At 67.3% G+C, this 17572-nt stretch carries 16 protein-coding genes; 7 read left to right on the forward strand and 9 right to left on the reverse strand.

All coding sequences use genetic code 11. The annotated features are described in order from the left end of the window. The first annotated feature begins 227 nt into the window (after positions 1-227). Positions 228-980 carry an SDR family oxidoreductase gene (locus ACIA75_RS02805; RefSeq protein WP_397099194.1) on the forward strand — a complete coding sequence of 251 codons (753 nt, stop codon included), beginning with the start codon at positions 228-230 and terminating at the stop codon, positions 978-980. Positions 981-1116: 136 nt separating this feature from the next. Here ACIA75_RS02805 and ACIA75_RS02810 read toward each other — a convergent pair whose 3' ends face one another. The 3 genes from ACIA75_RS02810 to ACIA75_RS02820 are packed head-to-tail and all read right to left on the reverse strand — an operon-like array spanning position 1117 to position 3254. Then, entirely contained in the window at positions 1117-1467 is a 351-nt protein-coding gene (locus ACIA75_RS02810; RefSeq protein WP_397099196.1) for a hypothetical protein, read from the reverse strand. Beyond that, positions 1464-2330, reverse strand: a complete 867-nt coding sequence (locus ACIA75_RS02815) for a DUF692 domain-containing protein (protein ID WP_397099198.1) — start codon at positions 2328-2330, stop codon at positions 1464-1466. The genes ACIA75_RS02810 and ACIA75_RS02815 overlap by 4 nt, the downstream gene beginning before the upstream one ends. Before the next feature lie 3 nt (positions 2331-2333). Continuing rightward, positions 2334-3254, reverse strand: a complete 921-nt coding sequence (locus ACIA75_RS02820) for a TIGR04222 domain-containing membrane protein (RefSeq protein WP_397099200.1) — start codon at positions 3252-3254, stop codon at positions 2334-2336. A gap of 566 nt (positions 3255-3820) precedes the next feature. Here ACIA75_RS02820 and ACIA75_RS02825 point away from each other — a divergent pair. Further along, the gene (locus ACIA75_RS02825) at positions 3821-4534 is read left to right on the forward strand and encodes a glycoside hydrolase family 25 protein (RefSeq protein ID WP_397099202.1); all 714 of its coding nucleotides are present in this window, start codon (positions 3821-3823) and stop codon (positions 4532-4534) included. A gap of 30 nt (positions 4535-4564) precedes the next feature. Here ACIA75_RS02825 and ACIA75_RS02830 read toward each other — a convergent pair whose 3' ends face one another. Then, positions 4565-6607: a PhoX family protein gene (locus tag ACIA75_RS02830; RefSeq protein WP_397099204.1), complete on the reverse strand. Its 2043-nt coding sequence runs from the start codon at positions 6605-6607 to the stop codon at positions 4565-4567. A gap of 124 nt (positions 6608-6731) precedes the next feature. After that, a complete protein-coding gene (gene leuS / locus ACIA75_RS02835; RefSeq protein ID WP_397099207.1) occupies positions 6732-9623 on the reverse strand; it encodes a leucine--tRNA ligase in 2892 nt (963 codons plus the stop codon). Positions 9624-9774: 151 nt separating this feature from the next. Here leuS and ACIA75_RS02840 point away from each other — a divergent pair, with 151 nt between their 5' ends. Continuing rightward, positions 9775-10197: an SdpI family protein gene (locus tag ACIA75_RS02840; RefSeq protein WP_397099209.1), complete on the forward strand. Its 423-nt coding sequence runs from the start codon at positions 9775-9777 to the stop codon at positions 10195-10197. Positions 10198-10200: 3 nt separating this feature from the next. On the opposite strand, the gene ACIA75_RS02845 is transcribed toward ACIA75_RS02840, so the two are convergent. Continuing rightward, positions 10201-11541 carry an MGH1-like glycoside hydrolase domain-containing protein gene (locus ACIA75_RS02845; RefSeq protein WP_397099211.1) on the reverse strand — a complete coding sequence of 447 codons (1341 nt, stop codon included), beginning with the start codon at positions 11539-11541 and terminating at the stop codon, positions 10201-10203. A 284-nt stretch (positions 11542-11825) separates the two neighbouring features. On the opposite strand from ACIA75_RS02845, the gene ACIA75_RS02850 reads away from it, so the two are divergent. After that, positions 11826-12527 carry an SDR family oxidoreductase gene (locus tag ACIA75_RS02850; RefSeq protein WP_397099214.1) on the forward strand — a complete coding sequence of 234 codons (702 nt, stop codon included), beginning with the start codon at positions 11826-11828 and terminating at the stop codon, positions 12525-12527. A gap of 210 nt (positions 12528-12737) precedes the next feature. Here the strand turns inward: ACIA75_RS02850 and ACIA75_RS02855 are convergent, their stop codons facing one another. Further along, positions 12738-13034 (reverse strand): hypothetical protein, encoded by a 297-nt coding sequence (locus ACIA75_RS02855; protein WP_397099216.1) that lies wholly within the window; start codon positions 13032-13034, stop codon positions 12738-12740. 480 nt (positions 13035-13514) lie between these two features. Here ACIA75_RS02855 and ACIA75_RS02860 point away from each other — a divergent pair, with 480 nt between their 5' ends. After that, positions 13515-14177, forward strand: coding sequence for an ammonium transporter (locus ACIA75_RS02860; RefSeq protein ID WP_397099218.1), 663 nt, complete (start codon positions 13515-13517; stop codon positions 14175-14177). Positions 14178-14328: 151 nt separating this feature from the next. Here ACIA75_RS02860 and ACIA75_RS02865 read toward each other — a convergent pair whose 3' ends face one another. Then, positions 14329-15123: an LLM class F420-dependent oxidoreductase gene (locus ACIA75_RS02865; RefSeq protein WP_397099220.1), complete on the reverse strand. Its 795-nt coding sequence runs from the start codon at positions 15121-15123 to the stop codon at positions 14329-14331. 99 nt (positions 15124-15222) lie between these two features. Next, a complete protein-coding gene (locus ACIA75_RS02870) occupies positions 15223-15528 on the reverse strand; it encodes a hypothetical protein (RefSeq protein WP_397099222.1) in 306 nt (101 codons plus the stop codon). A gap of 668 nt (positions 15529-16196) precedes the next feature. Here ACIA75_RS02870 and ACIA75_RS02875 point away from each other — a divergent pair. Both ACIA75_RS02875 and ACIA75_RS02880 read left to right on the forward strand, forming a co-directional pair. Next, entirely contained in the window at positions 16197-17111 is a 915-nt protein-coding gene (locus tag ACIA75_RS02875) for a universal stress protein (protein WP_397099224.1), read from the forward strand. A 77-nt stretch (positions 17112-17188) separates the two neighbouring features. Next, on the forward strand, positions 17189-17401 hold the full coding sequence (locus ACIA75_RS02880; protein WP_397099226.1) for a DUF397 domain-containing protein: 213 nt from the start codon (positions 17189-17191) through the stop codon (positions 17399-17401). Positions 17402-17572 lie beyond the last annotated feature (171 nt).

Raw genomic sequence — 17572 nt, forward strand, 5'->3', positions numbered from 1 at the left:
GGGGATCCGATGGCGCGGCCGCCCCCGCACCGAACCTCACCCGAACCGGGCGATACCCCATCGGGCCTGCGACTGGTTTGCTGGACACGCACCGTGGTAACCGGCCGCTGCGATGCGGGCGGGTTATCGACCGCGGTCATCGTGCGCGAATCACCGGACAGCAGGGAATCGACCTTCGTGAAATCTCCGGGAAAGCCCCGGGGCGGCATGCCGCGAGAGGCGGGAACATGAAACACGTAGTCGTCGGCGGTACCGGACGAATCGGATCTCAGGTGGTGCAGAAGCTCACCGCGGCCGGCCACGAGGCCGTCCCCGCGGCACCGTCCACCGGTGTCGACATCCTCACCGGAAAGGGCTTGGATGAGGCGCTGGACGGCGCCGAGGTGGTGACCAATCTGGCGAACTCACCCACCTTCGACGAGGCATCGCTGGACTTCTTCCGCACCTCGATGAGCACTCTGCTGGCCGCGGGTGAGCGCGCCGGCGTGAAACATCAGGTCGTCCTCTCCATCGTCGGGGTGGACCAGGTGCCGCAACTGGACTACTACCGGGCCAAGACCCTGCAGGAGCAGTTGCTACGACAGGGTCCTACGCCGTACTCGATCGTCCGGGCCACTCAGTTCTTCGAGTTCATGGATTCGGTGATGTCCTGGACTTCCGACAACGACACCGTCCGGCTACCCGCCACCCGCATCCAGCCCATGGCCGCCGCGGACGTCGTCGAGGGGGTCGTCGAGGTCGCCACCCACGCTCCGCTGCAGGGGATACGCAATATCGCCGGACCGGACGTCTTCGGCTTGGACGATCTCGGCCGCCTCACCCTCGCGGCACAGCACGACGACCGGATGGTTGTCACCGACGATACGGCCGGTATGTTCGCGGCCGTCAGCGGCGACGTGCTGACCGCGGGACCGGACGCGCACCTGGCGGGCACGCACTACCGGGAATGGCTCCGCGATCACGCCGCCGCGGGGGCTTAGACACATCGGTCACCATCATGGTCAAGCCTTCGCTCGAGTCGGGTAGGGACATTCACATGTAGGCATAGACAGTGGCGGGCGACGGGCTACGCCACGAGATATTCGCGCACGGTGAAGCCAATGGTGTACAGCCGGCTCAGCGCGGGCCGCGGATCCGCAACAGTCTCCCGATCCGGGCTCCTGGACCCGGCCTCGGCGGCCACGGCACATCGTTGTCGTGCGCGAACCGGTGCGCATCGGCCGCGGTGTTGCTCTTCGGCCGGTCGCGCGCCCAGCCGATATAGCGCGCGGTGAAATCGGGGCCGGTAGCCGCCACGAGCGCGGGATAGCGTGCGGCGGTCTCCCGGGCGCGTTTGTGCAACAGCGCGTGGGCCGACGCCTGTACCGCGTCCTCATCGAAACCGAGGGGTACGGCCTCTCCTGCCACCAGAGCGCGGACCAGGGCTGCCTGGCGGTCGGCCAGGCTCGGTTCTTCCGGCCCGTTCACCGCAGACCGGCCCGCGCGGTCGCGGTGATCGGGGCGCGGGCCGCGGCGTTGGCGAGGGCGTCGAGCTCGTCGAGCAACTCGTACGCCGGCGGGAAATTCCCGTCCCGTTCGAGCATGAGCGGCACGGGATGATCGTGGACGAATTCGGTGACCAGGGCGAGCACCTCGGGCGGCAGCGGATGAAGGTGTGTGTCGTGGTAGCGGCCGCCGGATTCGTGACCGCCCGCGACATGGCAGTAGGCGATCCGCTCGGTGGGCAGCCGGGCCAGTTCGGTATGCGGGTCACGCCCCCGGTTGCGCGCGTTGGCGTACACATTCGCGATATCCAGCAGCAGGTACACACCGGTACGCTCGACGATTTCGGCGAGGAATTCCGATTCGGTGAAATCGTCATCGGGCCAGTCGAACAGCGTGGCGATATTCTCCACGGCCAGCGGTACCTCGAGCGCCGCCCGGGTGCGGGCGATATTGGCAGTCAGCGCGTCGAGCGCATCCCGCGAGCGCGGCACCGGCAGCAGATGCCCGGCCTCCAGGCCACCCGCCCGGACGAAGGCGATATGTTCGCTCACCAGTGGCGCCGCCACCGCCCGCGCACAGGCCGACAAATGGTCTACCCGCGCCTCCTGCACCGGCTCCGCCCCACCCAGGGACAGCGAAATACCGTGCGGGACAACCGCTGTCCCCCGGGCCCGCAGCGCTTCCAGCTCATCGGGTACGCGCACCGCGTCCGCCGCCCGGCCGTCACGGCTCAGCGATTCGGCGATCACCTCGCAGAAATCGAGACCGTCCAACTGATCGATCAACCCGCAGATCTGCGGCCGCCAGCCGATTCCGAGAGCCGATTCGGGGAGCGGACCGGTCACCGATCAACCACCGCATCCACCGCAGCCCCCACCACCGCCGCAGCCCCCACCGCCACCACCGCAGCCTCCGCCGTCACCACCGCCACCGTCGCCACCGCTGTCGCCGCCGCCCGCGGATTCATTGCCGAACCCCGACATCGCCGTATTCAGAGCCGGATCGAGTAGTACCAGCGCGTGGACCCCGAACACCGCCACCGCAAGACCGGCCGCCGCCGGTCCGTACGTCGTGTAGGCGGGGGCGTTCTCCGGGCGTAGGTAGCGGTTGTCCGCGATGGCCCGGTCCAGAGCGGCCCGTCCGGCCGGAGTGATCCGGACGGCGGCCACGACCCGCCACCAGGACAGGGCCAGCAGCAGCAGGATGATGACCAGGAAGATCACCGGGTTGCCGGCGGCCACGCCGGCGATCAGCCGGACCACACCGAAGAGCGCGACCACGACGATCGGCAGCCCCGCCTCCCGCAGTTCCTTCGTAAAGTGGCCACCGGCAAGATAACCGCGTTCGACCAGGGAACCGCGGAGTACGTCCAGTTCCGCGCGGACCCGGCGGGTCACCCCGGTAATGCTCTGGTTCGACTCGTCGAGACGCCCCGCCACCGCCGCGGTGAACGGGTCGAGTCCGGCCGACGCGGCGGACTGCCCGGTCGGATGCCCGCCCGCGTCGATCAACTCATGGCTGCGCAGCAACGCCACCGAGGCCATCACCGCCCGGCGATCGCTGGTCAGCAGCCCCAGTTCGGGCACGGTCAGTTCTCCCGCGGGAGCGGCGGCGGGGGCGCTGACCATCCGGTACCGCAAGCGGAAACCGACACCCACCGCGAAAATCGCGATCGGCACGTACAGCAGCAGGAAGCCGGAGCTCGAAATCCCCCAGGTCTCACCGGCCGACAGCACAGACTCAGCTGCCGACCATCCGGTTACGCGCATACCCACCTCCGGCTCCGCACGATGCTGAAACCAGTATCCGGACCGAATCCCGACGGCGCCACGACGGTCCGGTGGCAGGACCGTAAACCACATGTGGCGGTTCGGGTGTAAGCGCTGCTCACCCCCGGTCGCACAGCAGGGTGCGGAGATCCGGCGCTATCGCCCGCCGGTGCACGGGCCGGATGCGGAACCGCAGCCGGGTTTGTGACAACGCAACACAGCACCGCCTCGATTTCGATAGCGATTCACGGTGCCGTCTTACCAGGTAGCGGCCTTGTCGATGCCTAGGGTCGATACCCATGAAACCTGACCGTCGGAGACCGACTGCACCGTTGCGCCGCCTCCTGCGGCGCGGGCCCACAGCCCCGCATCACGACCACTTCCGCCGCGAGGAAACCCGTACTTTCGACATGGCCCACCCCGTGGGTGTGAATTGCACGAACTCACGGAAAGCGCCCGCGACCCTCCGGTCACCGGGTCGATACGGGCCGGCGCTCCCACGCGGAGTCCGGAAGCAGGCGTCCGGCAGCGGCGGCGCGATCCGGAGCCTCTCGCGTAAAGCCGCGATGGCCGGGGTGCTGCTCTGCACCGCGGGGCTCGGCGCTTTCCCTTCCACCGCGACCGCCGAACCGACCGGCCCCGATGTCTCGTCCTGGCAGCACAGCGGCGGGCGGCCCATCGACTGGTTCGCGGTCCGTGCCTCCGGACACCGTTTCGCGATGGTCAAGGCCACCGAGGGGCTGGATTACATCAACCCGTTCTTCGTCCAGGACAGCCTGCACATGCGAGTCGCCGGGATCGCCCGGGGGACCTACCACTACGCGCGCCCCGAACTCCCGCCGGAACCGCAGGCGGCGCTGTACGCCGCGGTGGTGCTGGGCCAGAACGGGCCGCTGGATATGCCGCCGGTCCTCGATATCGAACACTCCGGCGGACTCCCACCGGCGGCGCTGATCGACTGGACGCACCGCTATCTCAACACCGTGCAGGCGCTGACCGGCCGCGTCCCGATCGTGTACACCTACCCGACCTTCTGGCGGACAGCGATGGCCGACAGCGATCAGTTCCACCGCTACCCGCTGTGGATCGCCGACTATCGTGACCGCCCCGCCCCCGAGGTCCCCGGACGCTGGCCGGCCTGGACCTTCTGGCAGCAGACCGACTCCGGTTCCATCCCCGGTATCCACGGCCCCACCGATGTGAATGTGTACAGCGGCGCCCAAGGCGATTTCGCCCGGTTCGCCCGGATGGGCGGGCTTACCGGCAGCGGAAGCGGATAAGCAACTCTCCGCTTCCGCGTGGAAGCCGGACTACTCGACGCCGATCCGGCCGCCACCGGACTTCCAGACCGCGACCACCGCGGGCCGCGGCTGCCAGGTGCCACCGTCCGGCCAGTGCGAGGCGGGGTTCTCCACCGACGCATCGTCGGTTTCGCCCGGATGCTGCACGCACACGATGACCCGCTCCTCGGTGATCACCGGACCGCAGGTCTCACCGCCCACCGGGACCGACAGGAACTGTTTGGTTTCGCCGCGGCGGTCGCCGTCGAGAACCACCGCGAACAGGCCGTCGTTGGCGTCCAGCGCGTTGCCGTCGGTGCTGATCCACAGATTGCCGTAGGGATCGAACGCGAGGTTGTCCGGGCAGGAGATCGGACTGACTTTCGTCTTGTCGTAACCGGCGAAGTAGGTGTCGGCGGTGGCCGGATCACCGCAGACCAGCAGCAGCGACCAGGTGAATTCGGTGCCGGCGTGATCGTCGGTGATCTCGAGCACCTGGCCGTTCTTGTTCTCGTTGCGCGGATTGGCCTCGTCGGCCGCGGCCTTACCGTCGGTGCCGCGTTTGGTGTTGTTGGTCAGCGCCACATACACCTTGCCGGTCTTCGGGTTGGCTTCGAAATCCTCCGGGCGGTCCATCTTGGTGGCGCCGGCCTTGTCACCGGCGAGGCGGGTGAACACCGCGACCTCCTCCGCCGACATACCGTCCACCAGTGACTCGCCCCGCCCGTCCTCGGCGGTACGCAGGATCGGGATCCACTGTCCCTTACCGGTGAAGCCCTGATCCGAGGGGACCGAACCCGAGCCGTCGATCCGGTCCGGGTGATCGCCGGTCAGTTTCGCGACGTAGAGGGTGCCCGCGTCCAGGATCGTCAGGTTGTGGCGGCGGCTGGCCGCGCCGGTACCGGGTTCGATCTTGCGCGCGGAGACGAACTTGTACATGTAGTCGAAGCGCTCGTCGTCACCGCTGTAAGCGACCACGGTGCCGTCCTCGGTCACATGAATATTTGCGGCCTCGTGCTTGAAGCGGCCGAGCGCGGTGTGTTTGACCGGTGTGGATTCCGGATCCCACGGATCCACCTCGACCACCCAGCCGAAGCGATTGGACTCGTTGGGTTCGGCCGCCACATCGAACCGCTTGTCGAACTTCTCCCAGAAGTGCGGGGAATCGGATTCGCCGATACCGTAGCGCTCCAGCCGTGCGGCGGTGGCCGGGTCCGCGGACGTGCCGATGAAGTAGGCGTTGAAGTTCTCTTCTCCGGAAAGCACTGTCCCCCATGGAGTCACGCCACCGGAGCAGTTGTTGATCGTGCCCAGCACCTTGGTCCCGGTGGGGTCGGCGGTGGTTTTCAGCAGCGGGCTGCCGGCGGCGGGCCCGGTCAGCAGGAATTCGGTGGTGGCAGTGATCCGCCGGTTGTACTTGCCGAACACCGGCTTCAACCGCCCGGTGCCGAATTCGCCGTGCACCTCGACCACTGTCAGGCCGTGCGCGGCCATGGCGATTTCGACCTGCTCCTTGCTGATGGCCTCGGGCTTGTAGCCGGGGAACATGAACACCTCGGTGCTGTATTCGTGGTTCACCACCAGCAGGTACTTACCCGCCTGGCCTTCGATCGGCAGCAGCCCGGCGAAGTCGTTGTTGTAGCCGAACTGCTTCGCCTGCGCGGCGGGTGTCTGCGCGAAGAAATCGAATTCGGGCGCGTCCGCGAACAGCGGATCACCCCAGCGGATGACCACACCCTGCTCGTACCCTTCCGGGATGACGACCGCATCCTCGGTGTTGGGAGCCACCGGAGCGAAACCGGTCCCCGTACCCGGCGCGCCGTCGGCGGTTCCGGCGCCCGCGTCGTCACCGCAGGCGGCCAGCGCGCCGACGGCACCGATCGCGACCACCGCGGCCGCACCGCCCTGCAGCACGCGGCGGCGGGAGATGCCGGCCACGATATCCCCGAAGTAGGTGTTCGACGAGGTGTTGGGTACCTCGTGGAAGCAGGCGTTGCCGCATTTGTACTGGCAGGTCACGCGGGACCGCGAGCCGGCCGGTTCGTGGGCGACGAAGAGCGCAAGAGGTTTCACAGTGGGACTCCTGTTCCGGGCTGAACGCACGCACGCTAGCGGACGCAGGCAAGTCCGAGGAGTCTCGCAGATTAACGACCGGCCAACACGGTAGCCCGGTGGTTGCCCAGGCCACCGTGCCGGGTCAAGAAACGATATTGACCAACCGGCCCGGCACCACGATCAACTTGCGCGGGGACTTACCGTCCAGCAGCGCGGCGATTTTCTCGTCGGCCAGCGCGGCCGCTTCGATCGCCGCCTTGTCGGCGTCCGGATCCACCTGGATACGGCTGCGGACCTTCCCGTTCACCTGGATGGGGTACTCCACGGTCTCGGCGGTCAGCAGCGCGGGATCGGCCACCGGGAACGGACCGTGCGCCAGGGAGTGGCTGTGACCCAGCCGTTCCCACAGCTCCTCGGTCATATGCGGGGCCAGCGGGGCCAGCATCAGCACCACCGGCTCCACCGCCGAGCGCGGCGCGCCCTTCGGGTAGGCCTTGGTCAGGTGATTGGTCAGCTCGATCAGTTTGGCGCCGGCGGTGTTGTCGCGCATGGCCGCCAGATCCTCGTCCACTCCGGCGATGGTCCGGTGCAGCAGCCGCAGGGTCTCGTCGGACGGGTTGTCCTCGGTGACCCGGGTCTCGCCGGTCTCCTCGTCCACCACCAGCCGCCACACCCGCTGCAGGAACCGGTGCGCACCGATCACATCTTTGGTGGCCCACGGCCGGGAGGTGTCCAGCGGACCCATCGACATCTCGTAGAACCGGAACGTATCGGCGCCGTATAGTTCGCAGATCTCGTCGGGCGAGATGGCGTTCTTCAGCGATTTGCCGATCTTGCCGTACTCCTGGTTCACCTCGATCTCGGTGCCCGCGGCGTCGGTCCAGTAGAACCTGCCGTCCCGTTCCACGACCTCGGCCGCCGGAACATAGGCACCGCGCGCGTCGGTGTAGGCGAAGGCCTGGATATAGCCCTGGTTGAACAGGCGCCGGTACGGTTCGCTACCGCTCACCTCACCCAGATCGAACAGCACCTTCTGCCAGAACCGGGCGTACAGCAGATGCAGCACGGCGTGCTCCACACCGCCGACGTACAGGTCCACGCCGCCCGGATCGTCCGCGCCGTGCTCGGCCGTCCGCGGGCCCAGCCAGTAGTTCTCGTTCTCCTTCGCGCAGAACGCGGCGGAATTGGTGGGATCGGCGTAGCGCAGCTGGTACCAGGAACTACCCGCCCAGTTGGGCATGACATTGGTATCGCGCCGGTAGACGCGCGGGCCGTCACCCAGATCCAGTTCCACGTGCACCCAGTCGGTGGCCTTGGCCAGCGGCGGGGAGGGTTCGGAATCCGCGTCGTCCGGGTCGAAGGTGACCGGCGCGAAATCGTCCAGTTCGGGCAGCCGCACCGGCAGCATCGATTCCGGCAGCGCGTGCGGGGCCCCGGATTCGTCGTAGACGATCGGGAACGGTTCACCCCAGTACCGCTGCCGCGCGAACAGCCAGTCCCGCAGCTTGTACTGCACGGTGCCGGCGCCGTGGCCGTCGGCTTCCAGGCGCGCGATCACCGCGGCCTTGGCGTCGGCGATGATCAGTCCGTTCAGGTAGTCCGAGTTGATCGCGGGACCGTCCCCGGAGTACGCGTCGCCGTCGAAATCTTCGGGTGGTTCGACGGTCCGGATGATCGGCAGCCCGAACGCGGTCGCGAAATCCCAGTCGCGCTGATCCTGGCCCGGTACCGCCATGATCGCGCCGGTTCCGTATCCGCTCAGCACATAGTCGGCGATGAAGATCGGGATCCGGGCCCCGTTGACCGGGTTGGTGGCGTAGGCACCGAGGAAGACACCGGTCTTCTCCTTGTTCTCCTGCCGCTCCAGATCCGATTTCGCGGCGATGGCGGTGCGATACGCCGCGACGGCCGCCGCCGGGGTCGCGCTGCCACCGGTCCAGCGGGCGTCGGTATCGTCCGGCCACGCGGCCGCGGTCAGCTGATCGACCATCTCGTGTTCCGGAGCCAGCACCATGTAGGTCGCGCCGAACAGGGTGTCGGGGCGGGTGGTGAAAACCTCCACCTCGCCGGCCGCGGTGACGAACTCGACCCGGGCCCCGCGCGAGCGCCCGATCCAGTTGCGCTGCATGGCCTTCACGTTCTCCGGCCAGTCCACCCGATCCAGATCGTCGATCAGCCGGTCGGCATAGGAGGTGATGCGCATCATCCACTGCCACAGCCGTTTACGGAACACCGGGAAGTTGCCGCGTTCACTGCGGCCGTCGGCGGTGACCTCCTCGTTGGACAGCACAGTGCCCAGACCCGGACACCAGTTGACCATCGAATCGGTCTGGTACACCAGACGATACGAGTCGATCAGCGCCCGCTGTTCCGCGGCGGACATGGCCGCCCAGTCCTTACCCTCCGGCGCCGGGCGCGCCCCCGTCGCGAACTGTCGTTCCAGCTCCTCGATCGGCCGGGCGCGGTCGGCCTCCTGGTCGTACCAGGCGTTGTAGATGCGCAGGAAGATCCACTGCGTCCACTTGTAGTACTCGGGGTCGGTGGTCGCGAAGGACCGTCGCCGGTCGTGCCCCAGGCCCAGCCGGTCCAGCTGCCCCTGCATGGTGGCGATATTGGACTCGGTGGTGTCGCGGGGATGCGCGCCGGTCTGCACGGCGTACTGCTCGGCCGGCAGCCCGAAGGCGTCGTACCCCAGCGCGTGCAGCACATTACGGCCGTGCATCCGGTGATACCGCGCGAAAACATCGGTCGCGATATAGCCCAGAGGATGCCCCACATGCAGCCCCGCCCCCGACGGGTACGGGAACATATCCTGCACGAACAGCTTGTCGGCGGGCACCTCCCCGGCCAGCGGACCGACCGGGTTGGGAGCATGGAAGGTCCCGCGCTCGTTCCAGCGCTCCTGCCACCGGCGTTCGATCTCCCCGGCAAGTCCGGCGGTGTACCGGTGGGCGGGCGTATCGTCGGCCCGGCCCGGAGCGCCGGTATCTGCCGAGCTCTGCCCGGCGGTCTCGGTTGCGCGGGTGTCCTGCACGGCCCTGCCTTCTCTAGCTGCTGATGGGGAGAAATCCGTCGTCGAACAGCCTAAGACTTACCGCCTGACAAGCCCAAAAAGGCGGAGCCGGTGGCGCTGGTCACGGTGGGTTCGGGTGTGCGCCGGAAACCGGCGCTGATAATCTCACCTGGTGTTTGTCGTCGCGATTCTGCTGTTCGTCCTGGCCCTGGTTGCCCTGACGACGGGCGTGCTCGGACTCATCGGCCGCCTACCCGGCAACCGCTACATCGGCGTCCACACCGAAGCCGCACTGCGCGACGAGACCGCTTTCCGCACCGCGAACCGGGTCGCCGCGCCGACCTCGGTCGTCTCCGGCGCCCTGCTCGCCGCGGGCGGGCTGGTCGTCCTGGCCGCCGGAACGCTCACCGGGATCCTGGTAACCGTCGGCGTGCTGGTCATCGCCCTGTTCACGCTGGGTTCCGGCGCGAACGCCGGGGCGCGGGCCGCCGAGGCCGTCGCCCCACCGGAGGAGACCGGCGGCTGCGGCGGGTCCTGCGGCGGATGTTCGCTGAAGGCCACCTGCGAACCCGCCGCCGAATCGCAGCCGGCCTGACCGTCAGCCCAGCCAGTCCAGGACAGAGGCCGCGGTCCACGACTGCTGCATACTGCCCAGCGGCTCCCCGGTGAACGGTTCGTAGTATTCGGCGAAGCTACCGTCACTGGCCTGCCGCAGCGCCTCGGCGCGCAGCATGAACGAGCGCTCCGCCCAGCCGCGATGAGCGAAGACCCAGGAGAACAGCCAGCTCATCACCGGCCACACCGGGCCCCGCCAGTACTCGCGGGGGCGGAAATCCTTCGATACCGGCGAGGTCGAGGGCGGTAGTGCGTAGCGCAGGTCGGGGTGACCGCAGAACCGCGGCCCCTCGAACAGCCGCAGCAGGTTGCGTTCGGCCGCGCGGGGCAGCCCGCCGCAGATCAGCGGGGCGAACATGGCCAGGGTCTCGGTCGTGATCCAGCGGTGCAGCCGGGTGTCGTAGTCGCGGGCGGCGCCGGTGCGGGCATCGGTGGTGGCGATCACGCCGGCGCGGAACCGGTCGGCCCAGCCGAACAGTTCCTTGGTGTCGGCCCGAGGCTGGTGATACTCCTCACCGATCTGCCCGAGCACCTCGCAGGCCAGGGCGAAGATCGCGGTCACGAACACGTCCTCGACGGCGAAATCCATCGCGGTGCTCAATGCGACGTCGTCGTAGCGGGCGCGCCGCATCTGTTCCACCAGCCACAGGTACCGGTCGTATTCGCGGTCGGTAGGCCGCTGTGAGGGGTCGTCGATGACGAGTACGTCCTCGCGGCGGTAGGGCGGCAGGTCCGGGCCGGGCACCACATTCTGGTAGGCCCGGTCCCAGCGCGGGGAATTGTCCATTCCGGATTCCCAGCCGTGGTACAGCGTGATCCGGCCACTGCCCAGGGGGTCGCGGGCGTGCGCCAGCCAGCGGTGCCAGCGCACCAGATCGGGCCAGCGGCGGTTCAGGAACGCCTCGGCCACCGACCGGGTGCTGCGCCCGTGCCGCCGCGAATGGTCCAGGATCCGCTGCACCGCGATGGCGTGCACCGGCGGCTGGGTGATCCCGGAGGTATCCGGACCGTCCGGGGCGGCGGCGGCCAGCAGCCGGCATTCCCAGCGCGCCGGGCCCGGGAAGTAACCGTCCACGCCGTTGGCGAACACGATGTGCGGGATCATCCCGTTCTTCCACTGCGCCGAAAGCAGGGTGTCGAGTTCCATCACGGCGCGTTCCACGCTCAACGGTGCCAATCCCACCGCCACGAACGCCGCGTCCCAGCTCCACATATGCGGATACAGGCGTGGGGCGGCGCTGGTCATGGTCCCCAAGTCGTTGCCGCGCAGCAGGTACGCCGCGCGGGCCGCGAGTTGGGTCGGTGTGAAACCCGGGTGTGCCATCTCTACATCTTGCTCGTTCGGCCGGGCATCACGCCCGGTTCAGTGAGGGTGATCGCAATATCTACCCAGTTACGGTTTCGCGTCTGTGTGCGCAATATTTCCGCTGTGTTTATGGGCTGTGTTCATGGCGTCACCCACGTCGTCACGGCCACGGACTGCGCCGGCCGGATCCGACCGCTCGCGAACGTGCCCGGCGGCGGCGCCGAACTCGGCGAGGCCCTTGTAGGTTTTGGGGAGTAAGGGCCCCGTGCGGAAGTGCACCGCAGAACACAGGAGGTTGTGCCGTGGAGTACGCAGCGGATGAATCCGGCCGGGACCGGCCCTTGGCGTTGATCACCGGAGCCGGGCGTGGGCTCGGCGCGGCGATCGCCCGCGAACTCGCCGCCGACCACGGGTTGCTGCTGGGCGCGCGCACGGCCGCCGGTCTGGAATCCATCCTGGCCGAGCTCCCGGGTGCGACCAGCTGGCCGGTGGAGCTCACCGACTACCCGGCGGTCGCCGAGGCCGTGCGACCGATCGACCGGCTGGACGTCCTCGTGCACAACGCCGGTATCGCCGATCTCGGCACGATCGCCGAGTCCTCGGTCCGCCAGTGGCGCGAAACGCTCGAAGGCAACCTGATCGCCGTGGTGGAGCTGACCCGGCTGCTGCTGCCCGCCTTACGGGCTACCAACGGACATGTCGTGCTCATCAATTCGGGTGCCGGCCTGCGGGCGAACGCCGGCTGGGCCTCCTACGCGGCGAGCAAGTTCGGTCTGCGGGCCTTCGGCGACGCGCTCCGGCTCGAGGAACCCTCGATCCGGGTGACGTCGATCCATCCCGGGCGGATCGACACCGATATGCAGCGCGACATCGTGGCCGGGGAGGGCCGCCCCTATGACTCCGCGCAGTTCCTGCGCCCGGAAACCGTCGCCCGCGCGGTACGCACAGCGATCGACACACCCCGCGACGGCCATCCCACCGAAATCGTGCTGCGGCCGCGCTGACCGCTCGCCCGCCGAACACGGCCCCACCTGCTCCAGGACCGTTTCGATAGCACGCGGGATCTACGAATGCGCTGCGTTGTCAGCGATTCGTCCCGATCTCGGGGTGGGCACGACCCGCGGTCCACGGTCCGGCGGGCCGGACAGGGCTGAGACCCGGCCGATGGTCACCTACCGGCTTCTCGTCCGGGTTACCGGTTCCTGTTCGCTCGGTCAGTGTTCGTCGTAGTGCCCGTTGTGGGGCGCATGGCGGTGGCCGTCGTGGATGTAGTCGACATGGTCGCCGTGCGGCACCGCGACATGCCCGCAGCCCTCGCCGTGCACATGCTCGTGGGCGCTGTGTTCGGCATGCCCCTCGGGTTCGCATTCGTCGTAGTGGCCGGCGTGCTCGCGGTGCAGATGCCCGTCGTGGACATAATCCACGTGGTCGCCGTGCGGCACCGCGACATGCCCGCAATCCGGGCCGTGCACATGGGTGTGTTCGGTGTGCTGATCGTGTGCCGTTGTCATCGATGTTCCTTCTTTCCTCGAATCGGTCAGCTGGAACTACGCACACAGTTACATTATCAAGTGCGCATCACTGCAGATAGCTGGACATTCACCGATTTCCCGATATACAGTGCGCCCGACCCCGCCGGGACGGTCCGGACCCGATACGCCGAACACCGCAGCAACACAGCGGCGAAGGCGTGATCCGGCCGCCACGGCACAGCGCGATCGACGTCGGCGGCCTGCGGATGACGAGCCCGCAGAAGCCCGGTGGCGGGGTCGGCGAGGGCCAGTGGAGTTACCGAGTCATCCGATCTCTAAACTTTGTTCTAGGGATTTCCAAAAAATTCCTTCGCTCGGAGGCCCTCCGCGGCGTAATGTCTCAAATGTTCGAAACCGCCGGGACACAGGCGATTCGGTCCGGCGGTACTCGGACAGCGTGCTCGTCCCAGCTGTAAACCACCCTTGGCGACATCGTGATCAGATCGGACATGTGAACCCATGAGGATCCGCAAGATTGCCGCGGCCGTAGTGCCGTTGCTTGCCACCGCGACCTTCGGCTCGGCAGCCGCCCACGCAAACCCCACCCCCACCCCCGATATCGGTTACCGCACCGAACTCGTCGGAAAAAACGTGGTGACCACCCTGACGCACGGAAAGTTCGATATCGACGGCGAAACCGTCGATATCGTCGACGAATCCGGCGCGACAGTGGTCACCCTGCCGCTCGCGGTACGCGAGGGGACCACCGAATATCCACTGCCGCACGCGATCCGCGACGAGGGCCGGGTTCTGGAACTCACCGCGGTCAAGGACCCGGCGAAGGCGCGCCCGGCGGAAGCGCGGCCGGAGACCGAGTTCGTGGCGTCACCGCAGGAAAACTTGGCCGCCCAGAGCAATTTCGCCTCGCAGTTCGGAATCGCCACCGCCATCGGCGGATTCGTCGGCACTGCCATCGGCGCACTCATCGGGCTCGCCGGCATCATCGGCGGTCCGACTGTCATTGCCAGCGTGATCACCGGCGCCACGATCGGCGGGATCATCGGCACGATCGTGGTCGGCGGGCCTGCCCTCGTGATCGCGGCGGTAGACCTGGTCAACACGCTCGGCGCGGCCCCCGGCACCACCCAGTGGGCACCGAAGAAGGCTGTATCGGAGAACTGATACCACGCTCAGGAACTGTGACCCGGGAGTTGTGCCATCGCACCGTCTCCCGGGTTCTCTGCGCCGGACTTGCTGTACGTGTTACTCGATAACACTGGTGCGTCCATGGCCTGCCCACTTGCCGGCCATGGACGCACGCACCATCAGCACCTCAGGCGATACCGGCGACCGGTTCCGGATTGACCTGGTCCCGCCAGGCGATCGCCTCCCGTACCTCGGTCAGGTCGTAATCGGGCCCGTTGATGCCGATCGTGAACAGCGTCGCGCCCGCGGCGAGATAGGCGGGTGCCGCCTCGGCACCGGGCCAGGACACCGATCGTTCGATCTTCTTCGACTCGGTCCCCACCTGCGCGCAGTGATCCTCCAGGATGCCGCTCTTGCGGGTGAACACATCCAGTTCGCCGAAGCTGTGCCAGATATCGGCGTATTCGGCGACCAGCCGCAGCGTCTTCTTCTCACCGCCGCCACCGATCAGGATCGGTATCTGCCGGACCGGCTGCGGATTCAGTTTCGCCAGTCGCCCGGTGATCCGGGGCAGGTATTCCTTGAGCAGGTTCAGCCGGCTCCCCGCCGTCCCGAACTCGTAGCCGTATTCGTCGTAATCACGCTCGAACCAGCCCGAACCGATCCCCAGGATCAAGCGGCCACCGCTGATCTGGTCGACCGTGCGCGCCATATCGGCGAGCAGATCCGGGTTGCGGTAGCCGCCGCCGGTCACCAGTGCGCCGATCTCGACGCGTTCGGTCTGTTCGGCGAACGCACCGAGCATGGTCCAGCATTCGAAATGGGCGCCGTCGGGGTCGCCGTAGAGCGGATAGAAGTGGTCCCAGTTGAACACGATGTCCACGCCGGCGTCCTCGCCCCGCAACACCGCGTCGCGAATGAGTCCGTAATCGGGGGCATGCTGGGGCTGGAGTTGAATTCCGATCCGAACCGGTCGGCTCATCTTCTTTGACTCCTCGTCGTCGGGTTGATCTCCCGTATCCGAGGCTACTGCGTCCACGCCGCGGCCTCCGGCCGAGCAGCGTGCGTGCGCTCGGTCCGATCACCACAGCGTGCTAGCGGATGCGGCCGGTGGTTTCCGCCGGATTTCATCCAGCGCCCGGGCGAATTCGGGGTGCGCCCGCACCACGATCGCGGTTCGGTCGTCGTCTAGACGGGCGCGCAGAATCGGACGTGCATAGCTGAAAGCGGCGCGGGCCAGGACGATGCCGTAGACGAGGCTGAGGGGCGCTGCCAGCATGAAGGCTCCTGATCTGGAGCTCGGGGCGATAAAGTCCGGTATCGAGCCGGACAGGATCGTTGCCGCCAACGCACCGAGGAGCAGACCGATCGGCGCCAGCGCGGCCACCAGCAGAAGCGCTCCCGCGCAGCGTAAGAAAAGCCGGCGGTTACGACAGCGTTGGCAGCGCGGCCACGGCCCGGTGACCACGGCGTCCGCGCGTGGATCTCGAAAGAGCCGGAACCAGCTTCGGCCACCTCGGAAACCCTGCCGAAAAGTGATCTGCCGGGAGCCGAGCACACGGGTCGCGAACCGCACCCGGACAGCCTGTCGTTCTCGAGTGACGATTCCGTGCTGGACACACCGGTCCGGTAGTGCTTCGGCGACCGGAAAAAGCGCGGTTCCGGCGCCCGCTGTGGCCGCGTCCGGCCGGATCGCAATCATCACTTCTGTCTTCGCCGACATCGCTTCGGATGCCGACCGTCGATAGCGGTGCATCGGAGAACCCCCCTGATACTTCACGAAATATCCGATCCACATGATGCCACGCATCCGGTGGCCGGCCCGGCCGAGCGGATCGGCGCGAACAATCGTGCATGGATTTCGTAACGGATGAATACAGCCGTTTTCCAGGTAGTTTTCGCCGATAGCATTTCAGGTGCGTCTTGTTGTCACGGCCTGCGGCCGGCAATTCGCGCGGAAGGAGGTTCGATCCGGTCACCCGGCCGGCAGGTTGCTCCGATCGGCATCGCCACCGGCAGGTCATCGCGGCCGTCGACACGGAAAGGTAGGACGATATGCAGCCCTCGGGGAAATACATCGTGGCGGGAGTCGATGGGTCCGAGACATCGCTGGGAGCCGCCAGATGGGCCGCGTCGTTCGCCCGCGCGCTGGGCTTACCGGTGCATCTGGTGCACTCGTCACCGGCACCGGGGCCGATGCCGGACGCCGCCTGCACACCTGCTGAGCTGGCGGAAAAGCAGCGCGAATATCAGACCGAATTGCTGACAACGGCCGAAGCGTCGCTGCGGCAGTGGGCGCCGGAGGTCGAGCTGAAGTTGGTCGCGGACACCGAATCGCCCGCCAAGGGGCTGGTCGAGGCAGCAGCGCAGGGGGCGATGATCGTATTGGGCGCGACCGGCGCCGGATCGGTCGAACGGTGGTTACTGGGCTCGACCGCCCTGCGCGTCGCCAACAACGCGCACTGCCCGGTGGCGATATGGCGCGGCGATCCGGACAACGCCGCCCTCGACAACCGCCCGATCGTGGTGGGAACCGACGGAAGTCCGGCCTCGGAAGCCGCGACCGATCTCGCGTTCGAATGGGCGCAGCTGTTATCCGTCACGGTGGTTCCGCTGCGGACTTGGACCGACAGTTCCGTCGTCGGCGCAGCGATGCCCACCGCGATGCAATTACTGGGTCCGACGGGTCTGATGGTCGATTGGGAAGCAATCGCGCGCGCCGAGGCGGAGACACTCTCGAAAATCATCGCGCCATATCTGAAGCAGTACCCCGACGCCGTCGTCCAGCCACTGTCCCGGCGGGGGTCCGCGGCCCGCGAACTCCTACACGCCCTCGACGATGCCCAGATGGCGATCGTGGGCAGTAGAGGCTGGGGCCGTTTCCGCGGCGCCCTCCTCGGCTCGACCAGCCAGAACCTCCTGCACCGCGCCGACCGCCCGATCGTCATCTACCGCACCACGGACACCTGACCACACCCCGCGCGAAAGCCATAGGCCCGGATGAAACACAGGCCAGCTGATCCGCCGGGCTACGAGAGAGTTTGAGCGTGACAATCCTTGACCTATCCGGAGCGACGTGGTTCAAGAGCAGCCGCAGCGGCAGCCAGAGTGCGTGCGTCGAAGTGGCTTGGCTGAAAGGCGGCGATGTCGGCGTTCGTGACTCGAAAGATCCGAATGGCCCCGCATTGGTATTCACCGGAGGGCAATGGGACTCGCTCGCGGCAGGTATCCGGGAAGGAAAATTCACTCCCCTGTCTTGACAACCCTCGTTTCAGACGAGTATTTGCCCGTCGCGCGAACTGACGGGCAGGCCGAGTAGGGCATGCCGGTCCGCTGCCCATCAACGATGCTGCCTGCCCGTCTCGGAGACAGTCCTGCATGGATTTCATAACGGATGAATACCGGCGTTTTGCGAGTGTTTTTCGCCGGTA

It is taken from the genome of Nocardia sp. NPDC051750 (genome assembly GCF_044453135.1).
GTDB lineage: Bacteria > Actinomycetota > Actinomycetes > Mycobacteriales > Mycobacteriaceae > Nocardia.

Excerpts from the sequence above, each read along its gene's own strand:
- ACIA75_RS02845 (WP_397099211.1), bottom strand. The coding sequence starts at position 11,541 with ATGGCACACCCGGGTTTCACACCGACCCAACTCGCGGCCCGCGCGGCG.
- ACIA75_RS02805 (WP_397099194.1), top strand. The coding sequence starts at position 228 with ATGAAACACGTAGTCGTCGGCGGTACCGGACGAATCGGATCTCAGGTG.
- ACIA75_RS02860 (WP_397099218.1), top strand. The coding sequence starts at position 13,515 with ATGAGGATCCGCAAGATTGCCGCGGCCGTAGTGCCGTTGCTTGCCACC.
- ACIA75_RS02820 (WP_397099200.1), bottom strand. The coding sequence starts at position 3,254 with ATGCGCGTAACCGGATGGTCGGCAGCTGAGTCTGTGCTGTCGGCCGGT.
- ACIA75_RS02825 (WP_397099202.1), top strand. The coding sequence starts at position 3,821 with ATGGCCGGGGTGCTGCTCTGCACCGCGGGGCTCGGCGCTTTCCCTTCC.
- ACIA75_RS02865 (WP_397099220.1), bottom strand. The coding sequence starts at position 15,123 with ATGAGCCGACCGGTTCGGATCGGAATTCAACTCCAGCCCCAGCATGCC.
- ACIA75_RS02855 (WP_397099216.1), bottom strand. The coding sequence starts at position 13,034 with ATGACAACGGCACACGATCAGCACACCGAACACACCCATGTGCACGGC.
- ACIA75_RS02875 (WP_397099224.1), top strand. The coding sequence starts at position 16,197 with ATGCAGCCCTCGGGGAAATACATCGTGGCGGGAGTCGATGGGTCCGAG.